This window comes from Pannus brasiliensis CCIBt3594 (assembly GCF_036688125.1).
In the GTDB taxonomy this organism is placed as follows: domain Bacteria; phylum Cyanobacteriota; class Cyanobacteriia; order Cyanobacteriales; family Microcystaceae; genus Pannus; species Pannus brasiliensis.
This window is the reverse complement of the sequence record NZ_JBAFSM010000063.1, coordinates 1-24,972: the sequence shown is the minus strand read 5'-3', so window position 1 is coordinate 24,972 and position 24,972 is coordinate 1. Positions and strand designations below refer to the sequence as shown.

Here is a 24,972-nt window from a genome sequence, read left to right as displayed (position 1 = left end):
GCCTCCTGCCTCCTGCCTCCTGCCTCCTGCCTCCTGCCTCCTGCCTCCTGACTCCCGCCTCCCGCTTTCACGGCAACTTTTTCGTCAGGATCAGACAATTGCCCCGATCGGACAAACGAACGTATTCGAGACGATCGGTGAAGGCGCGCATGAAGAGTAAACCCCGATCGCTTTCTTTTTCCAGGGGATCGACGGGACTTTGTTGGAGGGAGGCGAGTTTCGCGTGTAAATCGAACGGTTGTCCGCGATCTCGGATACGCATTTCCAAGCGTTCCGGTTGTAGGGTTAACTCTAATTCGATCGGGGTGCTAGACGGTAAATCGCGATGGGCGTAGCGGACGGCGTTGGTAAATCCCTCCGCGAGAGCGACCTTACACTGCCAGATCACCGTTTCCGGGAGCATTCCCAGCGTATTCGATTCAAACCACTGTAAAACGGGGACGAGTTCTTCTAATTCCGTTCTGACCTGTAAACGGAAGTGAAGCGGTAAAAAACTGGCATCGATCGATTCAAAACGCACCACTGTTTTTTTGGAAGAGAATGAAAATCGTCTTAAAAATTAACTGTAAATCGTAAAAAAGACTCCAATTTTCCTGGTACCGTAAATCGAGTTCGATCACTTCCTCGAAATTCCGAACTTTCGATCGACCGTTCACCTGCCATTCCCCGGTCATACCCGGCTTCACGTCCAGACGTTGCCATTGGGGAACGTCGTAACGCTCCACTTCATCGGGAGTGGGGGGACGCGTACCGACCAGACTCATCTCGCCGACGATCACGTTCCAAAACTGCGGCAATTCATCCAAGCTCGTCCGCCGCAAAAAGCGCCCGACTTTCGTGATTCTCGGATCGTTTTGATTTTTAAAAAAAGCCCCGGTCGCCTGGTTGGGAATCTGGTCCTTGAGCGCTTCCGCGTCCACGCACATGGAACGGAACTTAAGAATCTCGAACTGTTTGCCCAACCAACCACAGCGAGTTTGCCGGAAGAAAATCGGGCCCGGGCTATCGAGTTTAATCGCGATGGCGATCGGGACGAAGAGAACCCCCGTGATCCCTAGACCGACGAGACCGCCGAGAATATCGATCGCCCGCTTGAGCCAACTGCGAATCGAGGGATGGGTCGAGGGGAGACAGTTTTCTTGAGAGGGCGATGGATTCTCCCCGCTCTCCACCTTGGTGTCTTGAAACGTGAACTCTCGATCGAGTCCCGTGATCGAGAGAACACCCAGAACGGGGGGGAGAACGTTAGAAAGCACTAACTCGATCCCCTTCTGCCTCGCCGCTTTTAAATTGTGTACCAAGGCTCCCACCCCGCTACTGTCCATGAATCGGGTCTCGCTCAAATCGAGAACGATCCGCTTCGGGCAGGGGGCGCGTTCTACCATCTCGTGAAAGATATCCTTGAACTCCACGGCTTCCAGAACGGTTAAGCGTTCGGGGAGACGGAGGACGGGATACTCCTGGGGAACAATCAAAAATCGCGTTTCGGGAATTTGGGAAGTCATCAGAGCGCCAGAGAGTAGCTTGATGGATGTGGCCGGGATAGAAAATAACCTACTTAATGTTTACTACACTTTTTGCCGAATACCAACGGGCAATGTCAGGACTTTCTCGCCAAAACCGATCGACTAAACCTCGGGAACCCTCACTTTCTAACGGTCTCAAACCCTAGAAAATTAGAATTTCAGCGGCTAAATCCGGTTTTTCGCGATTAAGAATGATTGCTTTCCTCGCCCTCCTGTCTCCAGTTCTCCACCGAAAGAAGGACACGGGGCTAGCGAACTTCCGGACGGTCGGTTCCCGATCGACGAGCGGGAAAAGCCGTTTTCTGCCGGCGGTCTACCGGAGGTCGGCCATCGGCGGGCGATCCGGCCGGACTTGGGCTTTCGCCTTGGAGGCGGAGCGTCGCAGAGCGTCGAGACGTTTCTGGTAGCGATCTCGTTGACGACGGTTCGGGGTTTGCTCGATCAGGGTTTTGAAAGCGCTCCCGAGACTTTTGTAGGCGTTCGGTAAGGAATAGCCGAAACGGGTGGCCAGGGCGATCGCTTTCTCGTCGGCCTCGATCGCTTCCTTGATAGTTTTATCGCCGTTATTCTTGCGCCAGAGACGGTAGCCGGAAATGCCGCACAAACCCAGCGCCAGCACGAGTAATAATCCGTCCTGCACCCAGAGTTCGCCGACCGCGCCCCCGAGACCGATCGCCAGCGCAGCCATTTCCCACCCCTCGCGGGGAATGCTATCGTTCTGCACGCGGGCGACCTCGTGCCAGAACAGGAGATTCCGCTGATCGATCGCCAGATTCTCCCATTTCGCCAGATCGATTTGAATTTCTATCTCGTCTCTACCGATTTCCTCGCAACGGATCAGGGGGGGATTTACCTCGGTCGAACCCTCTACCGTGACCCAGCTTTGTAGTTCCGGGGGGAGTAGGGTTTTCAGTCGCCGGAGTTCGCTCATCTCGGCTCTTGCAGAGGAGGCCGCGTAAGAGGTCATAGCTTTTTTCCTTAAGTTTTCTCAATAACGATAAATCCTATTTTGGATCATAGCGGCCTTTTTGATGTTAAGGAGACGGTTAACCGCCCTTTTACCGCTCGCGCCCGGAAGGAAACCGGCGATCCGGGATGACCGCGCCCGATCGATCCCGCGCGAGACCGGTTATTTCTTAAAATAGTAGTCAGTTTGGAGACAACCGCTATGGACGATATGACGAACACCGACACCCCGGACGGAACTTTATCCGCCCAAGAGCTAGAAATGACGAGAACCCCTCCCTGGGGAACCGTGACGGTTCTCGAAGAGGGGCCGCGCTACCGGATCAATCGCATCGTGATCAAGCCGGGACATCACATGAGTACGCAAATGCACTACCACCGCAGTGAACACTGGATCGTGGTGTCGGGAACGGCGAAGGTTCTCTGTGACGGTCGAGAAACCTTGCTCAAACAGAAAGAATCAACCTACGTTCCTATGAATACCAAACATCGGGTCGAGAATCCCGGATCTATTCCCCTCGTGATGATCGAGGTGCAGAACGGGGAATATTTAGGGGATGACGATATCCATCGTTTCGGCGATGCCGAGTAGGGGATTCTCGGATCAAACGGTTTCCATCCAGTCGAATAGCTGGTTTAACTGGGAGAGATCGATCAGTCCGTACTGCCACAACACCATCGGGAGAGAACCCGCGGAGGCTTCACACAGACGCACCGCCATCTCCAGGGAGGGCTTGGGAATCGCCATTTTTTCCCGGAGAAACGCGAGGAGTTGTTTTTGTTGGTTGGCCTCCATGATTTTTACCTTCCGCGATCGGTTTAGGGTTGGATGGTTGAAAATGTACTTTCTTATTTAAAGGATCGACTTCCCGCTCGCGGATCACCCGATCGGGTGATTAAGGTAAAAATTCGCGGGAATTAAGAATATCTTATCGATTTACCGAAAGGTCGATCGAGGGGTTCGACGCTCTCGATCGTCCCGCGGAAATGGAGCGGGCGCGACGGGGTAAACTCGGTCTTTCGGCCGCTCGAAACGGCTGTTTTCCGTGATTTCCCGCGGCCCGATCGGGTTCGGTTCAAGGCAACAGGGAATAGAGAAGGCGGAGTCAGGAGTCAGGAGTCAGGAGTCAGAAGGAGAAAGGAGGATTAAAGACATCAGAAGGATACGAAGCGTGTATTTTTAACTAAATATCCTTGAAATCATAATTTTATAGTTAAATTTGACTTCGATTCTCACTTTTGCAAGAGGTCTCCATTTGGCACGAGAACGGAACGGAGAGCGATCGAGACCGACCGAATCTCGCGTTTCGGTTTTCCCGATACGGTTGGCGATCGAGGCGATCGGGTTATTTCTACTTCGGATGGGCTTGAAACCGAACGACAGATTTCGCGGGAATTTTTACGATGAAAGTAATCGAAATCATGAACGAGACAACAGGAAAGCCAAAGCTATGATTTTAACCCGTTACTCCACCGATCGAGATGTACAAGCTTTAAACCGTCAGGTCGATCGACTGTTACACGAGATTCTACCCGTTCCCGCTCGCTCTCTCTATAGCCCCACGGTAGAAGTCTCGGAAACGGAAAACTCGATCGAGGTGAAAGTGGAACTTCCCGGAATCGATGTTAACAATGTCGAGATTCAAGTGACGAAAGAGCTCGTGTCTATCCGCGGCGAGCGGAAACGTCCGGAAGGAACCCCGGTTAGCGAGTTCCGTTACGGTCAATTCGGCCGCTCGATCGTCCTTCCCGCCAAAGTACAGAATACCGCGGTCACGGCCGATTACCGAGACGGGATCTTGTACCTAACCCTACCGAAAGCGGAGGAAGAAAAAAATAAAGTGGTCAAAGTTCAACTAACCAAAGAATAAATATCCGGTTAAAGGGTTGAAGGATTCTAAATAATCGATCGGCTAGGTTGTAGGAGCAACCTAGCTTTTTTAGCGGCTCGGATGTATGCCGAGTCAACCCGTTAACGATGGTGAGCGAGCCGGGTTGATTTTCCAGAAGATACTTTCGGGGTAACGTTCGATCGCTACAAGGGGGGAATCCGCGATCTCGAACACCTGGGCGACCCTATCGGTATGCAGAAGGTTGAATTTCAAAAAGAAATGTTAAAAAAGTAGACTAGAACATCAATTTATCTTAGACTAGCTATTAATAGAAATAAGGTAAATACGATGATATTTAGTTTTTTTAAAATTGTCAAAACCTTATTCAAACAATTTTCCGAGCGAGATTATAGTGTTCTCAACACGAGATGGTTCGCGAGTTGTTGGATCGGATTCACCCTCGATCGAAGTTTGACGAGTACGGGAGATTTATTCGGTCGGCTAAAACTAGGCGGGTACGAGATGGATATCTCGACATTCTCCCAGCCTAACCAGCCTAGAAATCTAGTTCCATTCCAACAGCGACGGACGATCGAACTCTTTGGGGAATTTTTAAAGATGTCCCTCGATCTCGATCGCTTGATTTGTCAAAACCCCAACGGTATCGAGATTCAAATTTATAGTCATTTAATCGCTTATTTGATTTTATTATTAATAGATATTCTGAAAATGCGAGGAGATAACCTATTAGATAAACTCCGTTATCTCCCAGCTTGTATGTGTCAAGAGTTCGGCGATATCCACCAGAGCGAGAGGATTCTACAAGACCGCTCTCTACTTCTATTGATGGGTATATCAGAATCGATCGTGTAAAGTTCTGTTACGAGTTTAACGCTTCCGCCTAAATTGTTATCGAACTATGGAGTTATATGCGCTACATTCTGATGATGCAATTGGTCATAGGTACGACAGTTATCCTATTGGGAACGGCCGCCCTATTCGCTTGGATACAAAATCGCCCCACTCCCTCGAATACCCGCGATAGAATGAAAGCTTCCCGACTTATTTTAACCCCAAAAGTTTCTGTCGCGATCGAAGATTACCGAGTTTTTTAAAAATTCGCTATACTATTTACCGATTTTATTTTTATCGATCGAAAATCTAGAGACCGATCATGATTTATCAAAAGTAAATTGACACAAAATTGTTTGATTTTACTTTCATCGATCGAATTAAGTCGGAGGCGATCGTGCCAATCCGTACCGCGATTATTCTCGTGATGATTACCGCTCTAGCCGTGATTCTCGGTTATTGGCTAGGAGTGATTCTGCCCGCGCGTCCCCCCCTCTGAGCGGCTACCTATACCTCGGAAACCCGACCGGCCCCGCGGGGGATGAGTTCCCACGATATGCCGGGAGGGGACGCGAGTATTGGATCGATCGAAAAGCCCGGTTCCGTCCGGGGGATCGGGACGCTCCGATCGGAATTCTTACTTTCGATCGATGACGATCCGATCGCCCTACCGCTCTCGGTCGCGTCGGGGTCGGCCTTTTAACGAGAGTCGGCGAGAACGAGCGATCGGCGGATCTAGCGGGTTAATCCTGCACGTATTCCGTCCCGTGGATCAGCGCGTGCTCGGCGCGGGTGAACTCCCGTCCCAGATAGGCCGCGTGGTCGAACATCGTCACCGGAGTTGGTTTCGTCTCCTCGATGATTTTGACCGCCAGTTCCTTGGCCGTTCGCGCCGTATATAAAGTCTGGGCGGTACGTTCCACCTTACCCCGCGCGGGAATCACTTTTCCCGTCTCCGGATCGACGGCTAACCCCCGTTCGTCGATGATATTGGTGTAGTGTTTGGCGCAGATCAGATTCGCCTCTCGATCGAGGTAAATAATAAAGTACCCGTTCGGATCGAGATCGATGTGACGCTTGGACAATTCATCATCGATCGCTTTGATATCTTTTTCTAACTCGTTCATAATTCTGTAGAGGTCGGGAATCAGGAGGCAGGAGGCAGGAGCGAACCACAATACCTGTTCTTTCCCCGTTCCCCTCACCCCCTCCATGCAGACTAAACACCCATAATCTCGTAACCCGCGTCCACGTAGAGAATCTGACCGGTGATACCGCTGGCGAGATCGCTACAGAGGAAAGCGGCCGCGTTGCCGACTTCGGTTTGCGTGACTGTCCGACGTAAAGGGGCGGTCTCCTCGACGAGACGGATCATATCCAGAATTCCCCCGACCGCGGAAGAGGCGAGGGTGCGGATGGGGCCGGCGGAGATACCGTTCACGCGAATGTTCGCCGGGCCGAGTTCCGAGGCGAGATAACGGACGCTCATTTCTAAACCGGCTTTCGCGACTCCCATCAGGTTGTAGTTGGGGATCACCTTCACGCCACCGAGATAGGTGAGGGTGATGATACTGCCACCCTCGGTCATCAGCGGTTTCGCCGATCGAGCCAGACGGGAGAGAGAGTAGGTACTCACTTCTAGAGATCTGTTAAAGGCCTCGCGAGGGATAGCGGTAAAATCGCCCGATAGACCCTCTTTATCGGCGAAAGCGAGACAGTGAATTAAAATATCAAGTTTTCCCCATTTCTCGGCGACCGTGGCGAAAGTGGCCTCGATCTGTTCCTCGTTCTGCACGTCACAGGGAACGTAGAACGCGGGGTGAATCTCCTCGGCCACTTCCCGGACCTTTTTCTCGAAGCGTCCCTTTTCGTCCGGCAGGTACGTGACCCCGATATTCGCGCCGGCGGCGTGCAGTTGCTGGGCGATCCCCCACGCGATAGAGCGATTGTTAGCGATTCCCGTTACTAGCGCGTTCTTTCCAGATAAACTTAACATAGTCCTCGTTTTTATCGATATATCTCCCGAATCGCCGATCGATGGGCGAGATAGGTATAATCAGGATAGGGATAGAGAGACGGAAATCTCCCTTCTCAACCATTGTGAAGCAAAAAGCGCCAAAACTTTTTTCGATTTCTCTTACGGTTGTGTTAATAGGGATAGAAATCGTTGCATAATAAAGACAATTTTTTCCTGTTTTTGGATGTGAGATGGATTTATCCTCGATTCAAGATAAGCCCCTGGTAGAAGTCTTCCGTAGGATCGGCAGTGGCAATTTTCCCCCCGTTGTCGAGACGTTCGAGCGTGGTAAAACGATTTTCTTTCCGGGCGATCCGGCCGAGAGGGTTTATTTCTTGCTCAAGGGAGCGGTGAAACTCTCGCGCGTGTACGAGGCCGGCGAGGAGATCACCGTCGCGCTCCTGCGGGAAAATAGTGTGTTCGGGGTGTTATCCTTGCTGACGGGACAGCGATCCGATCGCTTCTATCACTCGGTCGCCTTCACGCCGGTCGAATTACTCTCCGCGCCGATCGAGCAGGTCGAACAGGCTCTCCGGAGTAATCCCGATCTGTCGATGCTGATGTTACAGGGTCTATCCTCGCGCATCCTGCAAACGGAAATGATGATCGAAACCCTCGCGCACCGGGATATGGGTTCGCGGTTGGTGAGTTTCCTGTTAATTCTCTGTCGGGATTTCGGCGTTCCCACCGGCGAGGGTATCCGGATCGATCTGAAATTATCCCACCAGGCGATCGCCGAGGCGATCGGTTCCACCCGCGTCACCGTTACCCGTTTACTGGGCGATCTCCGCGACCAGAACATGATCTCGATTCACAAGAAGAAAATCACCGTCCATAACCCCGTGGCACTCAGCCAACAATTCACCTGATCGGCGATGACGACTATCGGTTTTATCCTGATCTTGGTGCTGGTTCTCCTGGGCGGCTCGCTGGCGGCTATCGGGGATCGTGTCGGTAGTCGGATCGGCAAAAAACGCATGAGATTGTTTAATCTGCGTCCCAAACAGACGGCGACGCTGATGACGATCCTGACGGGAACCCTGATCTCGGCCTCGACGCTGATTTTGTTGTTCGCGTCGAGTAAGCCCCTGCGTCAGGGGGTTTTTGAACTCGATCGACTCCTGGAAGAACGCCGCGCCCAGATCAAGGATTTAGAATCCAAGGTGACGGAAGCGACCGAACAGAAAAATAAAATCGAGAGCGAGTTAAAAAAAGTACGGGAGGAACAGGTCACGGCGCGACAACGCCTCGATCGACTCAACCGGAACTATCAGTCCTCCCGAAAGCAGTTACGGGCCGTTTCCGAACGGGTGGCGCGTTTTCAGGAAGAGGCGCGGCGGTTACAGAACGAGCGGAACGTCTTGAACGATCAGAAAGAACGGTTAATCGCCCAGCGGGATCGGCTGGAACGCCAGAAAACCCTGCTTGCCGGCCAGATCGGCCAACTGCAAACGCGGGTTCAAGACCAAAACCGGCAATTGCTCGCCCGCGAACGGCAGTTGGAGAGTCAGCGCAAATTGTTGGAGAACCAACAGAAATTACTGACCGAACGACAGACCCGACTGCAACGGCTAGAAATCGCCCGGCAATCGCTACAGGGGGAGATCGATCGACGGGACGCGCGCATTAGCGAACTCGATCGCTCGATCGTCGGCAAAAATCTCGCCCTAGAACAGACGGAGGGAAGATTACGAGAGTTAGAGAGCCAGATCGTCTCTCTCCGGCGCGAGGTGGAGGTTCTCGAACAGTATTATCAGACCTATCAGGAATTGCGGGAGAAACAGATCGCCATCGTTCGCGGTCAGGTGCTTTCCTTCGGCGCTTTTCGCGTCGTCGATCCGGGGGCGATCGTCGGGGCGATCGATCAACTGCTCCGACAGGCCAATACCTTCGCCATCCGCGCCACGCGACCGCGGGACCCGAACCCGGAGGAACGGGTGGTCAAGATCACCAAAGCGCAGGTGGAACAGTTAATCCAACAACTCCAGGACGGGGGGGAGTACGTGGTCAGAATTCTCTCGGCGGGAAATTACGTGATCGGCGAGCGAGAGGTGCGGGTGGTCGCCGATGTCGTGCCGAACCGACAGATTTTTTCGGATAATCAGGTGATCGCGGCCGTGTCGGTCGATTCGCGGGACATGAGCGAGGAGGAACTTCAGAACCGTCTCGATCTCCTGCTGGCTTCCGCGCAATTCCGCGCCCGCAGTGCCGGGGTTTTAGGGACGATTCAGGTGGAGGACGGTTTACTGACCACGGTGGTCAATTTTATCGATCGGGTGAAGCGTTCGGAGGTGGAGATCGACACGATCGAGGCGATCGCTTCCGAGGAAACGAAAACCGCTGGCCCGTTGAAGTTACGTCTCGTGGCCAAAAGTAACGGCGAGATGGTTTTCACGACGACCCCGTGAGTGTCTGGAGAATTGTCATCGATCGCCCGGAATCGATCGGCCCCTCCCCCCGGTGCTTTTCTATAATTCGGGGTAGGAAGGAATTTTCGGTTCGATCGGGGCTATGGATAATCGACAATGGCCGGCCGCGCGCGCGGAAACGGGATTACAACCTCGACACTTCGCCGATCTCGTTCGGGTGGTACAACTGGTTTTCGATCCCGGCGCGGGGGTTTCCGGGCGACAGTGGGACGCGGATCGGGCTTCGTTCGGACTAGCCCCGGAATTGGTCGAGAATTTGAACGAATTGGGACAGAAATACCGTTACGCGACCCCTCACGGTTCGATCGTCCCGATTTGAGCGAAATTAACCCTGGAAAGCGGAAGTTGGTTGAGCGAGAATAAAAATACTCTCTGGCAGTTCGAGGAGAACTTTCCCGCGTTGGATGAGGATTGAGCGGCTCGATCGTTTTCCCCCTCGGCTCTCGTTGCCTTTTCGGTTTTCAGGGGGGCGATCGATAATTATTATGAATTTTTGAAAGGAAAGATTTCCGAGCGAGCGTCGAGTCACCGCGTTCGATCGGTAAATTCTCGGTCAAAACAATCATGTTCTAGCGGGTAAGCCGTGATCCTATTTACGGGTACGCGACAATTTTTTGAAAATTCTTAATCAGAAGAAATATTTTAATTTATATGTTTTTTTAAGATTTTTTCGATTCCAAACAATTTTTAAAGCTTATACTATAAATAGTAGCTTGTAAGTTGAGAGGGAGAGATGCATCATGGTTATGACCGCTAAAAAGAAAGTATTAGTCGTTGACGACTCCCCGATCATGACGCTGATCATTGGAGGCATTGTCAATGAAGACCCCCTGTTACAGGTCACGGAATACGCGGGAGACGGCGCGGAAGCGCTCGCGAAAGTTGACAAGGTTCAACCCGATCTGATTTTACTGGATTTAGAAATGCCGAAAATGAACGGCATTGAATTTTTAAAACAAGTTCGTTTCAAAAGCAAAGCTAAAGTTTTAGTGATCACGGCCGAATCTCCTTCCTCTTCTAAAGTCGTCCAAGCGAGAGGCTTAGGGATCGACGGTATTATCTTTAAACCCTCGGGCGATGTTTCCGCCGACATGAAAGTGAAAAGAAGTCAAGAGATTCGCGACTCGATCCACCGCGTTCTGGGCTTGTAAACCGATACAAATATCACGGTCTCTCTCGCTTCTTCTATTCCTCGCGAACGGAAGTTCCGGCGAGGATACCATCCAAAAACTCGCGATCGATCGAGGATAAAGTTCTCTCTGGCCATTCGAGGGAATTTTTTCCCCTCGATCTCACCCTCCGAGATCCCCGCGTTCGGCGATCGAGTTAGCTCGCTTACCGAACTCAAAAATAAAGATCTTAGGACTATCCGGGGAGCGTTAATCGCTTACCTCGCTTAAACTCGGGGAGGTCGTATCGGGTTTCGTCGCCTCGACTACAACCCCCGTATACGAGTCGGAAAACAATTTTCGGCGATGGTGACATAGCGCGCGCTTCGTGTTATACTCGTAAAAGTGTGTAACGAAGCCACGCGGGTGTAGTTTAGTGGTAAAACCTTAGCCTTCCAAGCTAATGATAGGGGTTCGATTCCCCTCACCCGCTTAATCGAAATCCTTATCTAGCAACGGTTCTAGCGTTTACAGAGGAAAACCGAGATCGGGGTAATCTGCCTAGAAGTTGACTAAAAGTTGCCTAAAGTATTTTTAGTCAACTTCATGGTCGAGGGCGCATAGAGTGAGAGTGACTTCACTTTTACTACCTGAGACCGTTCAAGGTATCGATCACATCCAGGACTTGCATGGCTCCCGAAAATACACGCCTTCCCAGTCAAAAAAGTAGCCTCTCGGACTACAAACGAGAGACACCCTTAAGCCCAATCTCACTGATATTCTCATCCAGTTATATAACTATGGAGTTGGTTAGCGTCCCGAAAATTCTCTCGGTTGGCTCTACCCTCAAAAGTCAGGTAGCCACTATCTTGTTATAAAGCTATACAACGAACTAATGATATGTGACTGGTCAGTGTGAGAGCGATCGCCACGGGTAGACGTGTCTTTATGGGGTTAGGGGGAGTATCGAGAAAAATCTATAGTTGAGTATGTTAGTTTTCGGGTGAGGGTGGGAATAATCAATCTAGTTGTTATATCTTGCAGGGAAATCGATGAGGTTTGCTTTATGAAACTAGCAATTATTTTTTCGGTTAGTAAATACCAAAGCGATAGTATAAACAATTTACCATCATGCGATATAGATGCCAAAATAATGTATGAATTTTTAAAGCTTACTGGTAAATACGACGATAGAATTTATTTATTGTCGGGTAATGATAAGGCATCTAATACAAAAGAAAAGTTATATAAAATTATTGAAGAACATAAAGAAAAAGATATTGAAGAGGTGTTGTTCTACTACTCTGGACATGGCGAATCTTATGAAAACGAGTTTTATTATTTATGTTCGGATTTTGATAGGAAGAGATTTCACTTGACCACAATATGCAATTCTGATCTAGACGAATATCTCAGAGAATTAAACGCAAAAGATACCGTTAAAATAATAGATGCTTGCTATTCGGGGATTAAATATGTTAAAGATGTAACTGAAAACAATAATCCATTATCTATTTCCAAAAATATTGATAATAATTACGAAACAACTTTTAATGACTGTTTTTTCTGTTTTTCTTCAAAAATAGACCAACAATCCGCTTCAACATTAAAAGGGATGAGTGATTTTACAAAAACATTGATTGATTCGATTATATCGGCAGAGCATGACTTAATTAGATACGGCTATATTATGGATTATATTAGCGATGCATTTCAAAATAATCCAAATAATATTCAACAAGAACCTCGGTTCGTACTTGATGGTTCTCAGACGCGTCCCTTTTGCAATTTAACCAAACAAGGCAAATATTCATTATCAGAAATAATGAATTCTATTGTAAACGATGAAAATGGCGAAAATTTGCCCAAAAATCTCAAAAAATTATCTTTGATAGAAAAAATTAAATTAGATTCTGATAGATATTGCTCCTCCCTAAAAGAGATAGATGATCAATTAGTATATATTAAAGAGTCTATGCAAAAATACAATTTTTCTGAAGAATTAAAAAATTTGTTTGATATTGAACTTATTCAAGAGAGCGAAGATGACGCTAAAGATGATGAAGATTTACAGCAAGATAAATTTATCGGTGCTTGGCTAAAGAACTCAAATCAATTTTTTGCCAAACCAGAATACGAACAGAAAAAAATAAATAACGATAAATACAATGATTTTCGTTCCAGACTACTCCCTAGCCATGAAGGAATATTGGGTTACAATAGCCCGAAGATAGAATATCAATATATAGTTAAAGGATACCGTTTAACTGCAGAAGCTATATTTAAATCTATAAAATTAATTTTTACGCCGAAATTTAATAATTTAAATTTAAATATTTGTAGAACTGCGTTTGTTTTTTCAAGAACCAATATAAGATTTTTTTTCCAATATAGAAATTATAGATTAATTAATTTTGAAGATTTTACGCTAGACAATAAATCCAAGAACTTTTCATTAGAAGTTGAATTAAAAAATACAATAGAATTAGATAAAAAGTTGGAACATATACTAAAAGATCTTGAAGATTTTATAATGGAACCGCTCTTAGCAAAATTTTCAACAGAACAAGAAGATATTCCGATTGAGTAAAACTAAAGATTGTGGTAGTTAAATATCGAGAGTAACTCATAGCACAGTGTCCTATAAGCCAAACTATAGGCTCTTGTATTAGCATCGAGTGATATAGTCATTCGATGAGATCGATGATTGGCTAACCTAGATAGGGTAAGGGCTTGTGCGTTGTGGGGTGATATGACGGCACTTTTGCTTCCTGTGGCTCTCTAATTCCCTCTCTAGAAACGGCTGAAACCCTCATTCTGTCGTGGGGGTACTGGCGATCGGGGGAAGTGATAAACGCTGAAACCTCGATGTATCAAGGGTTTCGGGTACATCTCGAAAATAGGCTCTATTTCAGTTGTCAGGTATGAAACTACTCTAAATCGATTTCGAGCGTTTTTAAGCTTACTTTATCGAGTAGTGATTTTTTCGAGGGTTTTGCTAACGTAGGGAGTGCGTGAGTCAGTATTAATGATGTTAATCAAAGCATAGATAAGGAATCACACTATGAGTAATCTAGATAAAGTGACCTCTTACATCAACACTATCGTTAAGACAAATAGTAATGATACATTTACCAGTAAAGAGGTCTCTAACGGTACTGGTATAAGACAAGATAATATATCTAGAGAATTAAGAAAGTTAAAAAATTGGGGATTAATAGAAGCTAATCCTAAAGGCTGGGGAGATAGAGAGTTACTTTATAAAGTTAATCTTGATAGATGGTCTAAACGATTTTAATAAATAAAATGACTACTTACCTAAACTAAGTAGTCATGAATATGGGTTCGAGGGAAAATACTTAAGCGACTAGGGTATTAGAAGAATCTAATAAACAATCATTTATCTTTAAGCTTGCCGATTGAATTAATTTCTTAGGATTACCCGCTTGATACCCGTTTTCGTATTTACCTTTATGATAACCAGTAACTAACTCCGCTAAGTTTACCCCCTCTTTAGGCTGTACCTCGATTAAACCCTCATCAACCAGTCTAGCTAGAAATTTAACCTCATCTAAAATAGACTCTGGTACTCTGAGAGTAACTTTCTTACCGCTACTGTTAAACGATGACTTGAGGGCGTTAGGTCTTAAACCACCTTTAGGCATTGCTTTAACTCCACAGGGTATTTTCTATATATTAGTACGTTTTACTACAAAGATCTACAAAAATCGTAAAAATTTTATGCGGTTATCTATTTATTTTATTGTTCCTATATAACTTAAACCCCTACCCGTATACCCTATGTCGTCGTCGTATAATAACAAAGGAATAATACCCGAAGTTATATGTTCTACTTAATTGCCTAATTTATACCCATCCCTTTCGAGTCTCTTATTAGGAGCCAGCCTAATCCGAGCGAATAATATCTGTGAGATATATTTAGGAGATATATGTTTTACTTACTTGCCCAATTCATCCCCGTACCCTTTACGTCAGTTATTAAACGAGAATATAATCCAAGCGAGTATCACATCTTGACTCCACAAGTAAGAAATGAGTTAGTAGGTAAAAACTACCTTAGAGCGAATGATATTACCGAAAGGCTTAATATACAGCCTGAGTGTATGCCTAACGGACAGCACGAGACGATCTGCTACTGGCGGGAGGGAAATAGAGAGATCGTTAAAGTAGGGGGTCAAGGAATTAGTCGGGTATATAGTCAGGGATTTTAAATAAAAAAATTCTCCCCTTAATTTGTGTAAGGGGATTGATGAGGATAGATTAAGGGGTTCGAGTTTGCTTATTGAGAATGGATCGGTAGCTCTATTGTCAATAAGTAAGTTTCTAGGCTAAAACTCTTTAGGTCTTAGCTGTTCTAATATTTTGTCGTCTAGATAGTGCTTACGGATAGTATCAGCACTTGAGTCACACCATCTAGCGATAATGTCGGGTGCTACTCCCCCGCTTACCTGTTCACTTATAAAGGTATCTCTACACGAATAAGGGGTAGTGTTACGCTTAACGATCGGGTCTACTATAGTATCCCAAGCGTTCTTACAAAAGTTACCGTAATTGATTACCTTCCCTTCCCTGCTAGGGAATACTAAATCATCGGGAGAAGGGTTATCAGGTTTAATAGATTTTAATAGTTGTTTTAAGCCTAGCGTACAGAGAAACTTTCTCGGTTTCTTGTACCGTGAGTTTTTAGAGCCTTCTGATTTTACTATCTGACCATTGCCTAACTGAACTCTAGCCTGATTAAAAATTATATAAGAGAAGTCATTACTTACTTGACCCCACGTTAAGCCTATTCCCTCGCTAGGTCTACAACCTGTAAAAAACCAAAACTTTACTAGGTTAGTGTAGTAGTTATACCCGAAACCTGTAAACCCTCTACCGTTCCAATTACCCTTGTGATTCTCGAAAGCTTTAATGATAGCTTCTTTTTCTTCTTTGGTAAAAGCGTTAGGTTCTGGATCGGATTCCCATTTATGCTTAGGTAACTCTTGACTCATCCCGTCGTATGGCGATAATCTACAGCTTATTAATCTATGCTTAATTCCCCATTTAGTAGCGGCGTTTAGATGGGTAAGTATCCGTTTAGTCATGCTGTTACTGGTATTGATTAGTAACCACTGTCTTATGTCTAAGGCATCAATAACTGTCTTATAAGGACACTTAACTAGGTAGTCGTAAACGCTAGTTTTCATGTAATGTTTAGTGCTTGCCTTCCAAGTAGGGCTTTTAAACTCCATATAGCGATCGAATAACTCTACAGTCGTTAGGTCTGGTTTTTTAGTCCCATCTACAAGCGTTAAGTTAGCTTTAATCTGGGGTTTATATTTCTCTAGTGTCGGGTCAAACGTACCGAGAATAATATCCTGTGAAATCTGGTTAGCGATCGCTTCTGCCTTACCTAAAGCTACAGGGTCATTAAACTTTCCTTTTTTGACAGGGTTAAACTTATATGGTTTCCCATTCAATTGAAATCGGATCACGATCGAACCGTTATTGTTTTCAGGTTTAATTTTCTTGCTTTCTTTATCCGTACTGTACATTAGCTAACTTTCGGGTATGGGTTTACATCCCCATTAAACCACAGACTCGCCTAAAAGTCGCCTAAAAACTGTTGCCTAAAACCTGCCTAAATCTAAAAACCTTATCTAGCTTGGCTTTCGGGCGTTAGCTTAATTGCCTTCCAAGCTAATGATAGGGGTTCGATTCCCCTCACCCGCTTCTTGAAAAAGCTTATATAGCAAGGTTTCTAGCGATTTCCGCCAGAACAAGCTTATTGAGAAATAGTCCTCAAACGGTACTAAAGTTATTTGGTACAAGCTCAGCATTAATATCCGTCACGGGCGATCGCCACCTTACCTCTCTCCCGCCACGTCCTCACCGGGAGATTACACTAGGATTAGAAAAGTTATCGCGGGAAATCGAACGAGAGGGGAACGATAACCGGTGTGGTTTTAAATCTAGACGCGGTGAACCTGACGGACGAGCGGTTTTTCTCGCTCTGTCAGGCGAACGAGACGTGGAAATTAGAGCGGAACGCGAAAGGGGAATTATGAATCATGCCTCCCGTGGGTGGGAAAAGCGGAAAGCGAGAAGCCGATTTAATTACGGATATGACGATTTGGAACCGTCAAAATAACGCGGGTGAAGTGTTTCGTTCTTCGACGATTTTCCGTTTACCGAACGGGGGCGATCGATCTCCCGATGTGGCGTGGGTGGAGAAAGAGAGATGGGAGACGTTGAGCGAGGACGATCGAGAAAAGTTTCCGCCTATTTGTCCCGATTTCGTCATTAAATTACGCTCTCGAACCGATTCTCTAGCGTCCTTGCAGGAAAAGATGCGGGAGTATCTAGCGAGTGGTTTACGATTGGGTTGGTTGATTAATCCCCAACAGAAACAGGTAGAGATTTATCGAGGTGATCGAGAGGTAAAAATTCTCGATCTTCCCGCGACTTTATCGGGGGAGGACGTACTACCGGGATTTATTCTATAGGTAAAGAACTCTGAGGGAAAATGAAACATCAAGCCACAGCTTTATATTCCTGTAACGAGTTCATATATTTTCACGATCGCCCTACTGGATCACTCCCCACTCGATCAAACGTTTGCGAACTCGATCGATAGGAATCGCCAATCCACAGCCCAACTTTACCGCGTTTACTAGAGAATCGGTCGCGGGTGCGGCGGGGCAGAATAAACCGGATTGCGAGATCATTCCCACCACTTGATTCTGTTGGTTGAACACGGGACTTCCGGACTGTCCGGAAACCACCAGCATCGACATATTCAAAGACTTTTCTGTGTTATCGTTGACCACTCCTTTCGTCACCGTCCAATCCTTCTGATTAAAGGGATTGCCGATCGATTTAACCGGCTCCATCGAGGCGATCGGTACCGCCGCTAACTCTAGAGGACGGATATCCTTCGGCGGATCTTTGACTTCCAATACCGCCACGTCTAACCAATCGTCGGGGGGGGTCGCGTGGAGAATTTTCGCCCTCGATCGCTTGCGGATCTGTCCCGGCGGCGGATCGCTATAAAATTCCACGAAAGGACGCGATTTTTTGTCGGTTTCCTGTCGGGAATTGGCGATAACGTGACGGTTGGTGACGATCCAGGCCCGATCGTTATCCCGTTTCACCACCCATCCCGTCCCCATCGAAGCTTTACCGCGCTCGCGGATGACGATTTTGACGATCGATCTTTTCAACGCTATCAGCGGATCGGACTGAATCGAGGGGATTCTCTCCGGCATTTCCAATAATTTCGGGTTATCGTGGATCAGCCTTCCCCGTTGGACTTCCTGCATGATAAAACGCGGTTGGGTGAGATTCGGATCGAGTTCGATCGCGCGACGGCACCAGTTTAACCCCTCGTCCACCTGTCCGAGAATCAGATGCGAGTAACAGAGATTTTCGCGAATACCGGCATTTTTCGGGCTAATCTGTAGTGCTTGTTGGAAAATGACGATCGCCTCGTTGACTTTTCCCTGTTCCGTGAGCGCTTTTCCCAGCCTGTTGTAACTATCGCCGTCTTTCGGGTTGCGGGCGATCGCCTGTAAATAAATTTCCCCGGCTTCCGCCCATTTTCCCTGCTCCTGCAAGGATTCCCCTAATCTCTGGAAAATTTTCGCGTTATCGGGGTCGAATTGAAGCGCGCTCTGATAGGCACTACTCGCGTTTTCCCAGAGTTTCTGCTGGCTGTAGGACTCCCCGAGATAATAATAAGCTTTCCCTTGTCGGGGAGCGAGTTCGATCGCCTTGGCGAAGGTTTTGGCCGCGTCGTCCCAGCGTTGGAGATTATAAAGGCCGACACCGAGTTGAAAGCGGGCTTTATCGGAATTCGGATCGATGGCGATCGCTTTCTGATACGCTTCGATCGCCTGTAGCCAATTTTCCCCTTTTCCCAGCGCGTCCCCCAAAGTGAGTAGATCCGTCGATCGAGTTCGATCGAGTTTTAGGTTCGGATTGATAAGAAAGGCGCGATTGTAGGCTTCTAGTGCCTCTAAATGCTTGTTTTCCCTCTGGAGCGCGCGGGCGATATTGACATACGCTCGATCGGAATTACCGTTAAACGCTAACACGGTTTCGTAAGCGGCGATCGCCTCGTCGGTCTTTCCCTCTTGCAGAAGTCGATCGCCCTGGTGCAGATAAAACACGGAGAGAAGGTAAAAAACGGCGAAAGGCGAGATAACGACGAGCGAGATGATAGAACCGACGATTAACGGCTTATGATATTTCCGAAAACCGATTTTCACGTTTTTTCTGTCCATCCTTATCTCCACGCGCCCTCCGATACAGTATATCGCGGGTATCGACGGAAACGCGCTCGACTTGTCTGGCTGGTATTTTTTCCCCGTTGTTCGATCGGGGTTACTGTATTTTAGGTTTCGTCGGGAGTTCGATCGGGGCGAGGTAAGGTATCTATAGTTTAGGTCTCGTCGGGAGTTCGATCGAGAATAGTTTCTTCTTCCTCTTCGCCAAAAAAAGCTTCGTCAAAATCTGCCTCTTCCAGATTAATCCCGTCAAGATTCGCCCCCGCAAGATTCGCCGCAAAAAAATTTGTTTCCAGAAGATTCGCCCCCTCAAGGTTGGCATCCCGAAGATCTGCTCCCGCAAGATTCGCAAATTGAAGATCCGCCCCTTGAAGATCCGCACCTCGAAGATTTACATTTTCAAGATCTGCCTCGCCAAGATCTGCCCCCTCAAGATTTGCCCCTTCAAGATTTGCCCCTTGAAGCATCGCCCCTACAAGATCTGCCCTCGCAAGATTTGCGCCTTGGAGATTCGCTTCCTCAAGATATGCTTCAGAAAGATACGTCCCTTGAAGGTTTGATTCCTGAAAATTGGCTCCCCGAAGATACGCCGATCCAAAATACCGATGAGCGAGATAACAATTGTTTAGGTTGAGAAAACTTAGACAATCTAGCACGAAAGCAATATCATAGCCTTCGCTTTGTCCCTGAATACGAGAAAGCCAATTTCCAAAAGATTCGGGTGATGGCCATTGAATGTTAGAAACTTCTTGCGTTACTATAGCACAGGCATCTAATACCGCTAGTAAAGCTTCTTCTGCATTTCGTGCCTGTCGCATTTCTTCCTGAAAATTTGGCCTTACCTTCAAACCCTCCATTGGCATACCTTTTACTAAAATATATTCAATAAAACTACATAACATTTTTTGCCACTGGCGAATCTCGTCTATTGAACAGAGTCGCATTTCATTCACAACAAAATTATAAATATATTCATCCATCGCCGTCGCACCGCACAAGGTCGCCCACGCGGTCAGGGCTTGTCGCTCATCATAATAATCATCATCAAAGCTATCTTTACTCGCTTCCAATTTCCCGTGAATTTGTTGAACTCTGGAAACAATCCGTCGAGCGGTTAAATACTCTCCGAAACTCTTATGAGTAAATTCAAAAGTTTTGTCGCTTTCGCGTAAATCACCACTCTCTCGAAAATAAAACGCTGTTAAAAGCCTTGTAATACTGGCTCTTGAATCTTCTTGAAAACTCTCTTGGAAACGGAGAAGAAGGTTTTTTAAGCCGCTATTCTCACAATGAGCCTCAATTTCTCGAACGGTCGTGCTTCTGCCATCTCCATGCCAGCAGGATATGGCTATCTCCATCAAAATTTTGACAAAATTATTTTCTTCTATTCCTTCAATAATGCGATGTCCTTGTTGTTCATATCCTCGCTGATAGACTTTCCTAAGTAAATCCTTATAGACGAGATTTAAATTCGTGTCTTTTGTAAATTGAATATCGCCTCCCTCATAGCTCAAGGCGACGAGATAATTTAACAAAGGCTGGGCGGTAATTTCTTTTAAATTATTTCCTGAGAGTTCCGATGGTAATCCTGAGTAAGATTTTCCTTTTGCTTGTCCGTACTGTTGCCACCACAGATCTCGTTGATCGACTTCTAGGAAGCTATTTTTATCGCTATAATCTTCTTTTTCATGAACATAATAAGGTAGCAGGTCGATAATCTGCCTTGAATCTCTAAATTTGTTTTTGTTTGATTGAATAGCGATATTCCGACCGCTAATAACAACTTGTAGGCGGAGTTGATTATAATTAAACTGTCTGATTTGATCTCGGACTTCCTCGATGAACTGCTGGGCGACATCTTGGGCAATTTTTCCTTGCATCGACAGTTCATCTAGTCCATCAAAAATAATTAGTAACCGTAAATCATGATCGTCTCTCGCTACGGGATTCTCGCTTAAATAACCATCATGTTGAATAAACTCTTTGATCGCTTCCACTAAATCTTTAGATAAACGAAAGCGATGTAGAGGAATAAATAAAACCTGTCTTCCCTTTTGTGCTTGTCGCGCGGCGAAGATTTTACAAAAAGAGGATTTCCCACTGCCCGGCCCTCCGGTCAACAAACGGATCGCGTCGTCTTTATTTTCGTCCTTTAACCAACTTTCTAACTCATCATTCAGATCGACAACTACACGCTGTACCGATTTTTGAGAACGCGGGGAAGGTTTCTCTTCCTGTTCGATTTCTTCCTCGTAAAATCCCCGTAAGGAAACATAGATCTCTCGCAGGCTAAACGCTTCCCAAAAGACAGGTTCATCGATCTGCTTCTGTAACCACGATCGATAGTGTAACCATTCCCGCTCTCGCTTGAAAGCGTTATCGAAAGGCGTATCGATTTCATCTAAAAGAACACTGTATTCCTCGCGGTTCTTTTTCCATTGCTCGGTCAGTGCGAACACGAAATACGCGGGAAGTCGATTACTGATACTCTCCGCTTCCCGTTCATTTTCGATTAATTTCTCCGCTTTCAGCCAGTTCAGAAAAGCGACTCGTGTCGGGGAAATCAAGGACAAATTTTCAGGACGCTCGAAAAAATCTCTATCTAAAACTAAATCCGCATTTTCTAACGAATCCGTGATAGAATTATAGAGATTTTTTAACCGAATATCCTTGACTTTGATTTCTTGCGGCAAGAGATTCGCATTACTCCGGAGTAATTCTTTCATCGCGTGGAGGAACGATCGAACGATCAACAACCCCGCGATCTCTCCCGGTGTCCGCTGTAATCCTAGCGCGTCTAAAACCTCGGCCCCATTTTCCGCGAGATCGTCCCACTGCAAAAACAAACCGTTAACAGCCGCTTTCGCGAACGTTCCGAAAAGCGCTCTCGGATTAACTTTAACTTCTCGTTTAAAAATATTTTGCGGTTTAGAAACCTCGATTCCGTTGGGTTCTGGCATGGGAGTAGGCACGAGTCCGATAATCCCTCATTATAGCCACTCTCTCGCCCGTTTTTCCAGTTCCCGAATCAAAAAATCGATCGCCGTCCCCGGAAGAACGACGATCGAGCCTTCAAATCCGAATCAATTAATCATTATCACTGAAGGTTTTTTTGATATTTTCAACGGTGCCTTTAACCGCGTTTTTCGTGTTATCTACCGCTTTTTCCGTCCGGGCCGCGTCTTGTTCCGCGCGTTGATGGATGCGCGCCGCGTCTCTTCGGGCTTTCCGTTCCACGAAATTACCGCCATCGGTCGCCCGATCGACCCGTTCGGCATTTTTACTCGCCGTCCGTTCCACTTTATCGGCCGTATCCCGGATAAATCCCTTAGTACGTCCGGTGTCCTCGCTAACTTTATGTTTCACGGAATCCGCCGCGCCCGCCGCGAAAGCGGTATGATTCACATTAAAAAAGCCCTGCCAACCGAACGCGAAAGCCAACAGACATAACAAAGCGATCGAGAACCGACGACCGAGTCTAGATAGCGCTTTTGTCAAATAATTCAGTTTCATAAACTACAATTTTCACAACTTGAACATTATTATTTGTAGTTCATTTCGCGAGATCGCTTAATCCTTCCCCCGACGGAAGCTCGCTCATCCTAGGAGGGAAAACCGCCGTCCCCTCCGCTTCCCGACAAAATCCCGGCGCGGGAAAAGCGATCGAACCGATCGATCTCACATTCCCCCACACCGAGAAGCAACTGGATAAACTCAAAAAACGCTCAAAACGCTAAAAACTACTACTATCGTTCGCGGTCACGCGATTACTCGGATCGCCCGAACCGATCGAGGCGATCGGATGCTCCTGGATAAAAGACGAAAGACCGCTCAATTTGTTCGGTAAAGAACCGATCGATCCCGAACCGGAGAGAATATCCTCGATCGCCGCCCGATTCTCCGCCAGAAAATCGCCAACTTTCCCGGAAATATTCCCCCGATCGCCGGAAAAAGAAAGAGGATTTTTCAACAGTCGATCGAGACCGGATTTCGCCATTCCGGCCAGTTCATCCCCTGTTTGCCCTCCGGTTAACGAGAATCGCCCTTCCCCCGATAACCCGGTTAACGGATCTTCCGCGGTCAGAATCGTCCCGTCAGCGGAGCGATCGAGGCTAATCCCTTTCACACCCCGCGCGGCCGTGAAAGTCGTCGGGGTCGTCGTCGTACCGCTCTCGGCGACGTAGGTTCCGGGAGTCGGATCGCCCGCGCCGAAATCCTGTACCCAATAATGTTTGTAATTTACCTGGCCCGTATCGTTCGCGAGATACGCGTAACCCAAACCCATGTGAGTGAATTTGGAGTTCAGAATATTCGCCCGGTGGCCGCTACTGTTCATCCACGCGTTGACAACCGCCTCCGGGGTGGTTTGCCCGGCCGCGATATTCTCGCCCAACGTCGTCCAGCCCGTATAACCGGCCTTTTCGACGCGGCTCCGCATAGTCGAACCATCTTTACCCGTGTGGCTGAAAAAATCCTGATTCGCCATGTCCGACGCGTAGCGATCGGCGGCCGTATCTAGTTCCTGGCTCAAAGTCAGACGCGATAAGCCTCTCTGCTGGCGTTGCTGATTGACCAGATCGAGCACGCGGGTGTCGAATTTATCTCTGTCGGCGATAGCCATATCATCCTCCATCGCGTCGGACGCGGTAAGGGGAAGATAATCCCCCACGCGCCCGCTGTATACCGTGTTTTTGAAGATAACAGCCAAGAGTGAAATTAGCGGTTAGATGCGAGGGTTTTTTGACCTCTCCCCAGGGGTGGATATTCGATAAATCGAAAGAGGCAGTTTGGCATTTTGGCAACCGCGAGAGTAAGTAACGAGGGGATCGCGGCGCGCGCGCCCCGACGACGAAACGGCGGGAAATTCCGTTATCCTTGAACTAATGACCCTCCTAGCCGTCGCGATCGATGCTTCATGAATGACTCCAGATCGAACTCGAATCCTCTCGGACGCGTCCTTGTCGGGTTGTTTAACCTGCAATTCTGGCTGGCATGGCAGTTTTTTAAAGGGTGTCGGAACTTTTCGCGACTGCTGTATCACTATCTCTACCGTCGTCCCAAGATCGATCGGGTTCTCGAAAGCGACGCGATCTATCTCCCCCATCAAGATCTCTACAGTATTCCCCTCGACGTGTTGAAACTCGAACGGGAGATCCCCGACGGGGAAACGAATCCACCCGCGAAACAGATCGAGTGGAAAGTGAAAACCATTCACCCGAAAATCACGGCTACCGAGATCCAACTGCACGATATCACCGTCGATCTCCAAGAAGTTACCCTGATTAAAAGCGATCGGGCCGATTACGACTACAGCAATACCCGTAGACTCGCGCCCCTCGTGAAAACGCTCCTTTTCGACATCAACCCGAAGATCGATCGACTGAGCGAGAAACGCGACGAACTGATCCGACTCCGGGATCTCGCGGCATCCTCCGAACTGTTCCAATCACGCGCGGAAGTGTACGATCGAGCGATCCACCAAATCCAGGCGGTAATCGATAAAGCCGAGTATTTCCGTCAAGAATGCCTGAAATTCATTCGCGAAACCCTGATCGAACGCGAGTTAGTCAAATCCGACCTCGATCCCGACCTAGTAGACTGGCCGCTAGACTTCGAGACGAAATACCAACTGATCCAGGAAAAATATCAACTCTGGAAAGAAGAGATCCAAGCCTATCTAGAACTACGCGACGCGACCACCTATCGCGGGAGTTCGTGAGGGAGATGGGGACATTTTTCGGGGAAAAGGGGAAGGGGAAAAGGGAAAAGAGCTTTTTTAATCCTTTCACCTTTACCCTTTCACCCTTTTGCCTCCTGCCTCCTGACTCCTGCCTCCTGCCTCCTGACTCCTGACTCCTGCCTCCTGCCTCCTGCCTCCTGCCTCCTGCCTCCTGACTCCTGCCTCCTGCCTCCTGCCTCCTGCCTCCTGCCTCCTGCCTCCTGCCTCCTG

General features: G+C 47.5%; 23 protein-coding genes, 1 tRNA gene and 1 pseudogene. 13 read left to right on the top strand and 12 right to left on the bottom strand.

Features of this window, described 5'->3' with window-relative positions:
• Positions 1-67: 67 nt before the first annotated feature.
• The 3 genes from V0288_RS22130 to V0288_RS22120 all read right to left on the bottom strand — a co-directional run bounded on the left by V0288_RS22130 (position 68) and on the right by V0288_RS22120 (position 2,493).
• Complete coding sequence (locus V0288_RS22130) at positions 68-523, bottom strand: ATP-binding protein (protein WP_332867351.1); 456 nt, start codon at positions 521-523, stop codon at positions 68-70.
• Complete coding sequence (locus tag V0288_RS22125; RefSeq protein WP_332867350.1) at positions 510-1,505, bottom strand: anti-sigma factor antagonist; 996 nt, start codon at positions 1,503-1,505, stop codon at positions 510-512. The genes V0288_RS22130 and V0288_RS22125 overlap by 14 nt, the downstream gene beginning before the upstream one ends.
• A gap of 334 nt (positions 1,506-1,839) precedes the next feature.
• Positions 1,840-2,493: a DUF3318 domain-containing protein gene (locus V0288_RS22120; protein WP_332867349.1), complete on the bottom strand. Its 654-nt coding sequence runs from the start codon at positions 2,491-2,493 to the stop codon at positions 1,840-1,842.
• 210 nt (positions 2,494-2,703) lie between these two features.
• On the opposite strand from V0288_RS22120, the gene V0288_RS22115 reads away from it, so the two are divergent.
• Positions 2,704-3,084 carry a phosphomannose isomerase type II C-terminal cupin domain gene (locus V0288_RS22115; RefSeq protein WP_332867348.1) on the top strand — a complete coding sequence of 127 codons (381 nt, stop codon included), beginning with the start codon at positions 2,704-2,706 and terminating at the stop codon, positions 3,082-3,084.
• A gap of 12 nt (positions 3,085-3,096) precedes the next feature.
• Here the strand turns inward: V0288_RS22115 and V0288_RS22110 are convergent, their stop codons facing one another.
• Positions 3,097-3,288 carry a DUF2949 domain-containing protein gene (locus tag V0288_RS22110; RefSeq protein WP_332867347.1) on the bottom strand — a complete coding sequence of 64 codons (192 nt, stop codon included), beginning with the start codon at positions 3,286-3,288 and terminating at the stop codon, positions 3,097-3,099.
• A 655-nt stretch (positions 3,289-3,943) separates the two neighbouring features.
• Between V0288_RS22110 and V0288_RS22105 the strand changes: the two genes are divergently transcribed.
• The 3 genes from V0288_RS22105 to V0288_RS22095 all read left to right on the top strand — a co-directional run bounded on the left by V0288_RS22105 (position 3,944) and on the right by V0288_RS22095 (position 5,879).
• Positions 3,944-4,363: an Hsp20/alpha crystallin family protein gene (locus V0288_RS22105; protein ID WP_332867346.1), complete on the top strand. Its 420-nt coding sequence runs from the start codon at positions 3,944-3,946 to the stop codon at positions 4,361-4,363.
• A gap of 309 nt (positions 4,364-4,672) precedes the next feature.
• The gene (locus V0288_RS22100) at positions 4,673-5,197 is read left to right on the top strand and encodes a hypothetical protein (RefSeq protein WP_332867345.1); all 525 of its coding nucleotides are present in this window, start codon (positions 4,673-4,675) and stop codon (positions 5,195-5,197) included.
• Between the two features lie 520 nt (positions 5,198-5,717).
• A complete protein-coding gene (locus tag V0288_RS22095; protein ID WP_332867344.1) occupies positions 5,718-5,879 on the top strand; it encodes a hypothetical protein in 162 nt (53 codons plus the stop codon).
• A gap of 40 nt (positions 5,880-5,919) precedes the next feature.
• Here V0288_RS22095 and V0288_RS22090 read toward each other — a convergent pair whose 3' ends face one another.
• Positions 5,920-6,303 (bottom strand): DUF4346 domain-containing protein, encoded by a 384-nt coding sequence (locus V0288_RS22090; protein ID WP_332867352.1) that lies wholly within the window; start codon positions 6,301-6,303, stop codon positions 5,920-5,922.
• Between the two features lie 92 nt (positions 6,304-6,395).
• Positions 6,396-7,172, bottom strand: coding sequence for an enoyl-ACP reductase FabI (gene fabI, locus V0288_RS22085; protein WP_332867343.1), 777 nt, complete (start codon positions 7,170-7,172; stop codon positions 6,396-6,398).
• Positions 7,173-7,384: 212 nt separating this feature from the next.
• On the opposite strand from fabI, the gene ntcA reads away from it, so the two are divergent.
• From ntcA to V0288_RS22050, 7 genes are all read left to right on the top strand, one after another.
• A complete protein-coding gene (gene ntcA, locus V0288_RS22080; protein ID WP_332867342.1) occupies positions 7,385-8,062 on the top strand; it encodes a global nitrogen regulator NtcA in 678 nt (225 codons plus the stop codon).
• Between the two features lie 6 nt (positions 8,063-8,068).
• Entirely contained in the window at positions 8,069-9,601 is a 1,533-nt protein-coding gene (locus tag V0288_RS22075) for a DUF3084 domain-containing protein (protein ID WP_332867341.1), read from the top strand.
• Positions 9,602-9,704: 103 nt separating this feature from the next.
• Complete coding sequence (locus V0288_RS22070; RefSeq protein WP_332867340.1) at positions 9,705-9,941, top strand: hypothetical protein; 237 nt, start codon at positions 9,705-9,707, stop codon at positions 9,939-9,941.
• Between the two features lie 427 nt (positions 9,942-10,368).
• Positions 10,369-10,773, top strand: a complete 405-nt coding sequence (locus V0288_RS22065; protein WP_332867339.1) for a response regulator — start codon at positions 10,369-10,371, stop codon at positions 10,771-10,773.
• A gap of 380 nt (positions 10,774-11,153) precedes the next feature.
• A tRNA-Gly gene (locus V0288_RS22060) sits at positions 11,154-11,224 on the top strand.
• A gap of 573 nt (positions 11,225-11,797) precedes the next feature.
• Positions 11,798-13,321, top strand: coding sequence for a caspase family protein (locus V0288_RS22055; protein ID WP_332867338.1), 1,524 nt, complete (start codon positions 11,798-11,800; stop codon positions 13,319-13,321).
• A gap of 474 nt (positions 13,322-13,795) precedes the next feature.
• Positions 13,796-14,029 (top strand): hypothetical protein, encoded by a 234-nt coding sequence (locus V0288_RS22050; RefSeq protein WP_332867337.1) that lies wholly within the window; start codon positions 13,796-13,798, stop codon positions 14,027-14,029.
• A 61-nt stretch (positions 14,030-14,090) separates the two neighbouring features.
• Here the strand turns inward: V0288_RS22050 and V0288_RS22045 are convergent, their stop codons facing one another.
• Complete coding sequence (locus tag V0288_RS22045; protein WP_332867336.1) at positions 14,091-14,396, bottom strand: hypothetical protein; 306 nt, start codon at positions 14,394-14,396, stop codon at positions 14,091-14,093.
• Positions 14,397-15,080: 684 nt separating this feature from the next.
• A complete protein-coding gene (locus V0288_RS22040; RefSeq protein ID WP_332867335.1) occupies positions 15,081-16,289 on the bottom strand; it encodes a tyrosine-type recombinase/integrase in 1,209 nt (402 codons plus the stop codon).
• 396 nt (positions 16,290-16,685) lie between these two features.
• Between V0288_RS22040 and V0288_RS22035 the strand changes: the two are divergent.
• Positions 16,686-17,240: pseudogene (locus V0288_RS22035) on the top strand (Uma2 family endonuclease).
• Positions 17,241-17,321: 81 nt separating this feature from the next.
• Here V0288_RS22035 and V0288_RS22030 read toward each other — a convergent pair.
• The 4 genes from V0288_RS22030 to V0288_RS22015 all read right to left on the bottom strand — a co-directional run bounded on the left by V0288_RS22030 (position 17,322) and on the right by V0288_RS22015 (position 23,730).
• The gene (locus tag V0288_RS22030; RefSeq protein ID WP_332867334.1) at positions 17,322-19,019 is read right to left on the bottom strand and encodes a tetratricopeptide repeat protein; all 1,698 of its coding nucleotides are present in this window, start codon (positions 19,017-19,019) and stop codon (positions 17,322-17,324) included.
• A 158-nt stretch (positions 19,020-19,177) separates the two neighbouring features.
• A complete protein-coding gene (locus V0288_RS22025) occupies positions 19,178-21,982 on the bottom strand; it encodes a pentapeptide repeat-containing protein (protein ID WP_332867333.1) in 2,805 nt (934 codons plus the stop codon).
• 127 nt (positions 21,983-22,109) lie between these two features.
• Positions 22,110-22,535, bottom strand: a complete 426-nt coding sequence (locus V0288_RS22020) for a hypothetical protein (protein WP_332867332.1) — start codon at positions 22,533-22,535, stop codon at positions 22,110-22,112.
• Positions 22,536-22,755: 220 nt separating this feature from the next.
• Complete coding sequence (locus V0288_RS22015; protein WP_332867331.1) at positions 22,756-23,730, bottom strand: CAP domain-containing protein; 975 nt, start codon at positions 23,728-23,730, stop codon at positions 22,756-22,758.
• A gap of 207 nt (positions 23,731-23,937) precedes the next feature.
• On the opposite strand from V0288_RS22015, the gene V0288_RS22010 reads away from it, so the two are divergent.
• Complete coding sequence (locus tag V0288_RS22010; RefSeq protein ID WP_332867330.1) at positions 23,938-24,741, top strand: hypothetical protein; 804 nt, start codon at positions 23,938-23,940, stop codon at positions 24,739-24,741.
• Positions 24,742-24,972: the final 231 nt, after the last annotated feature.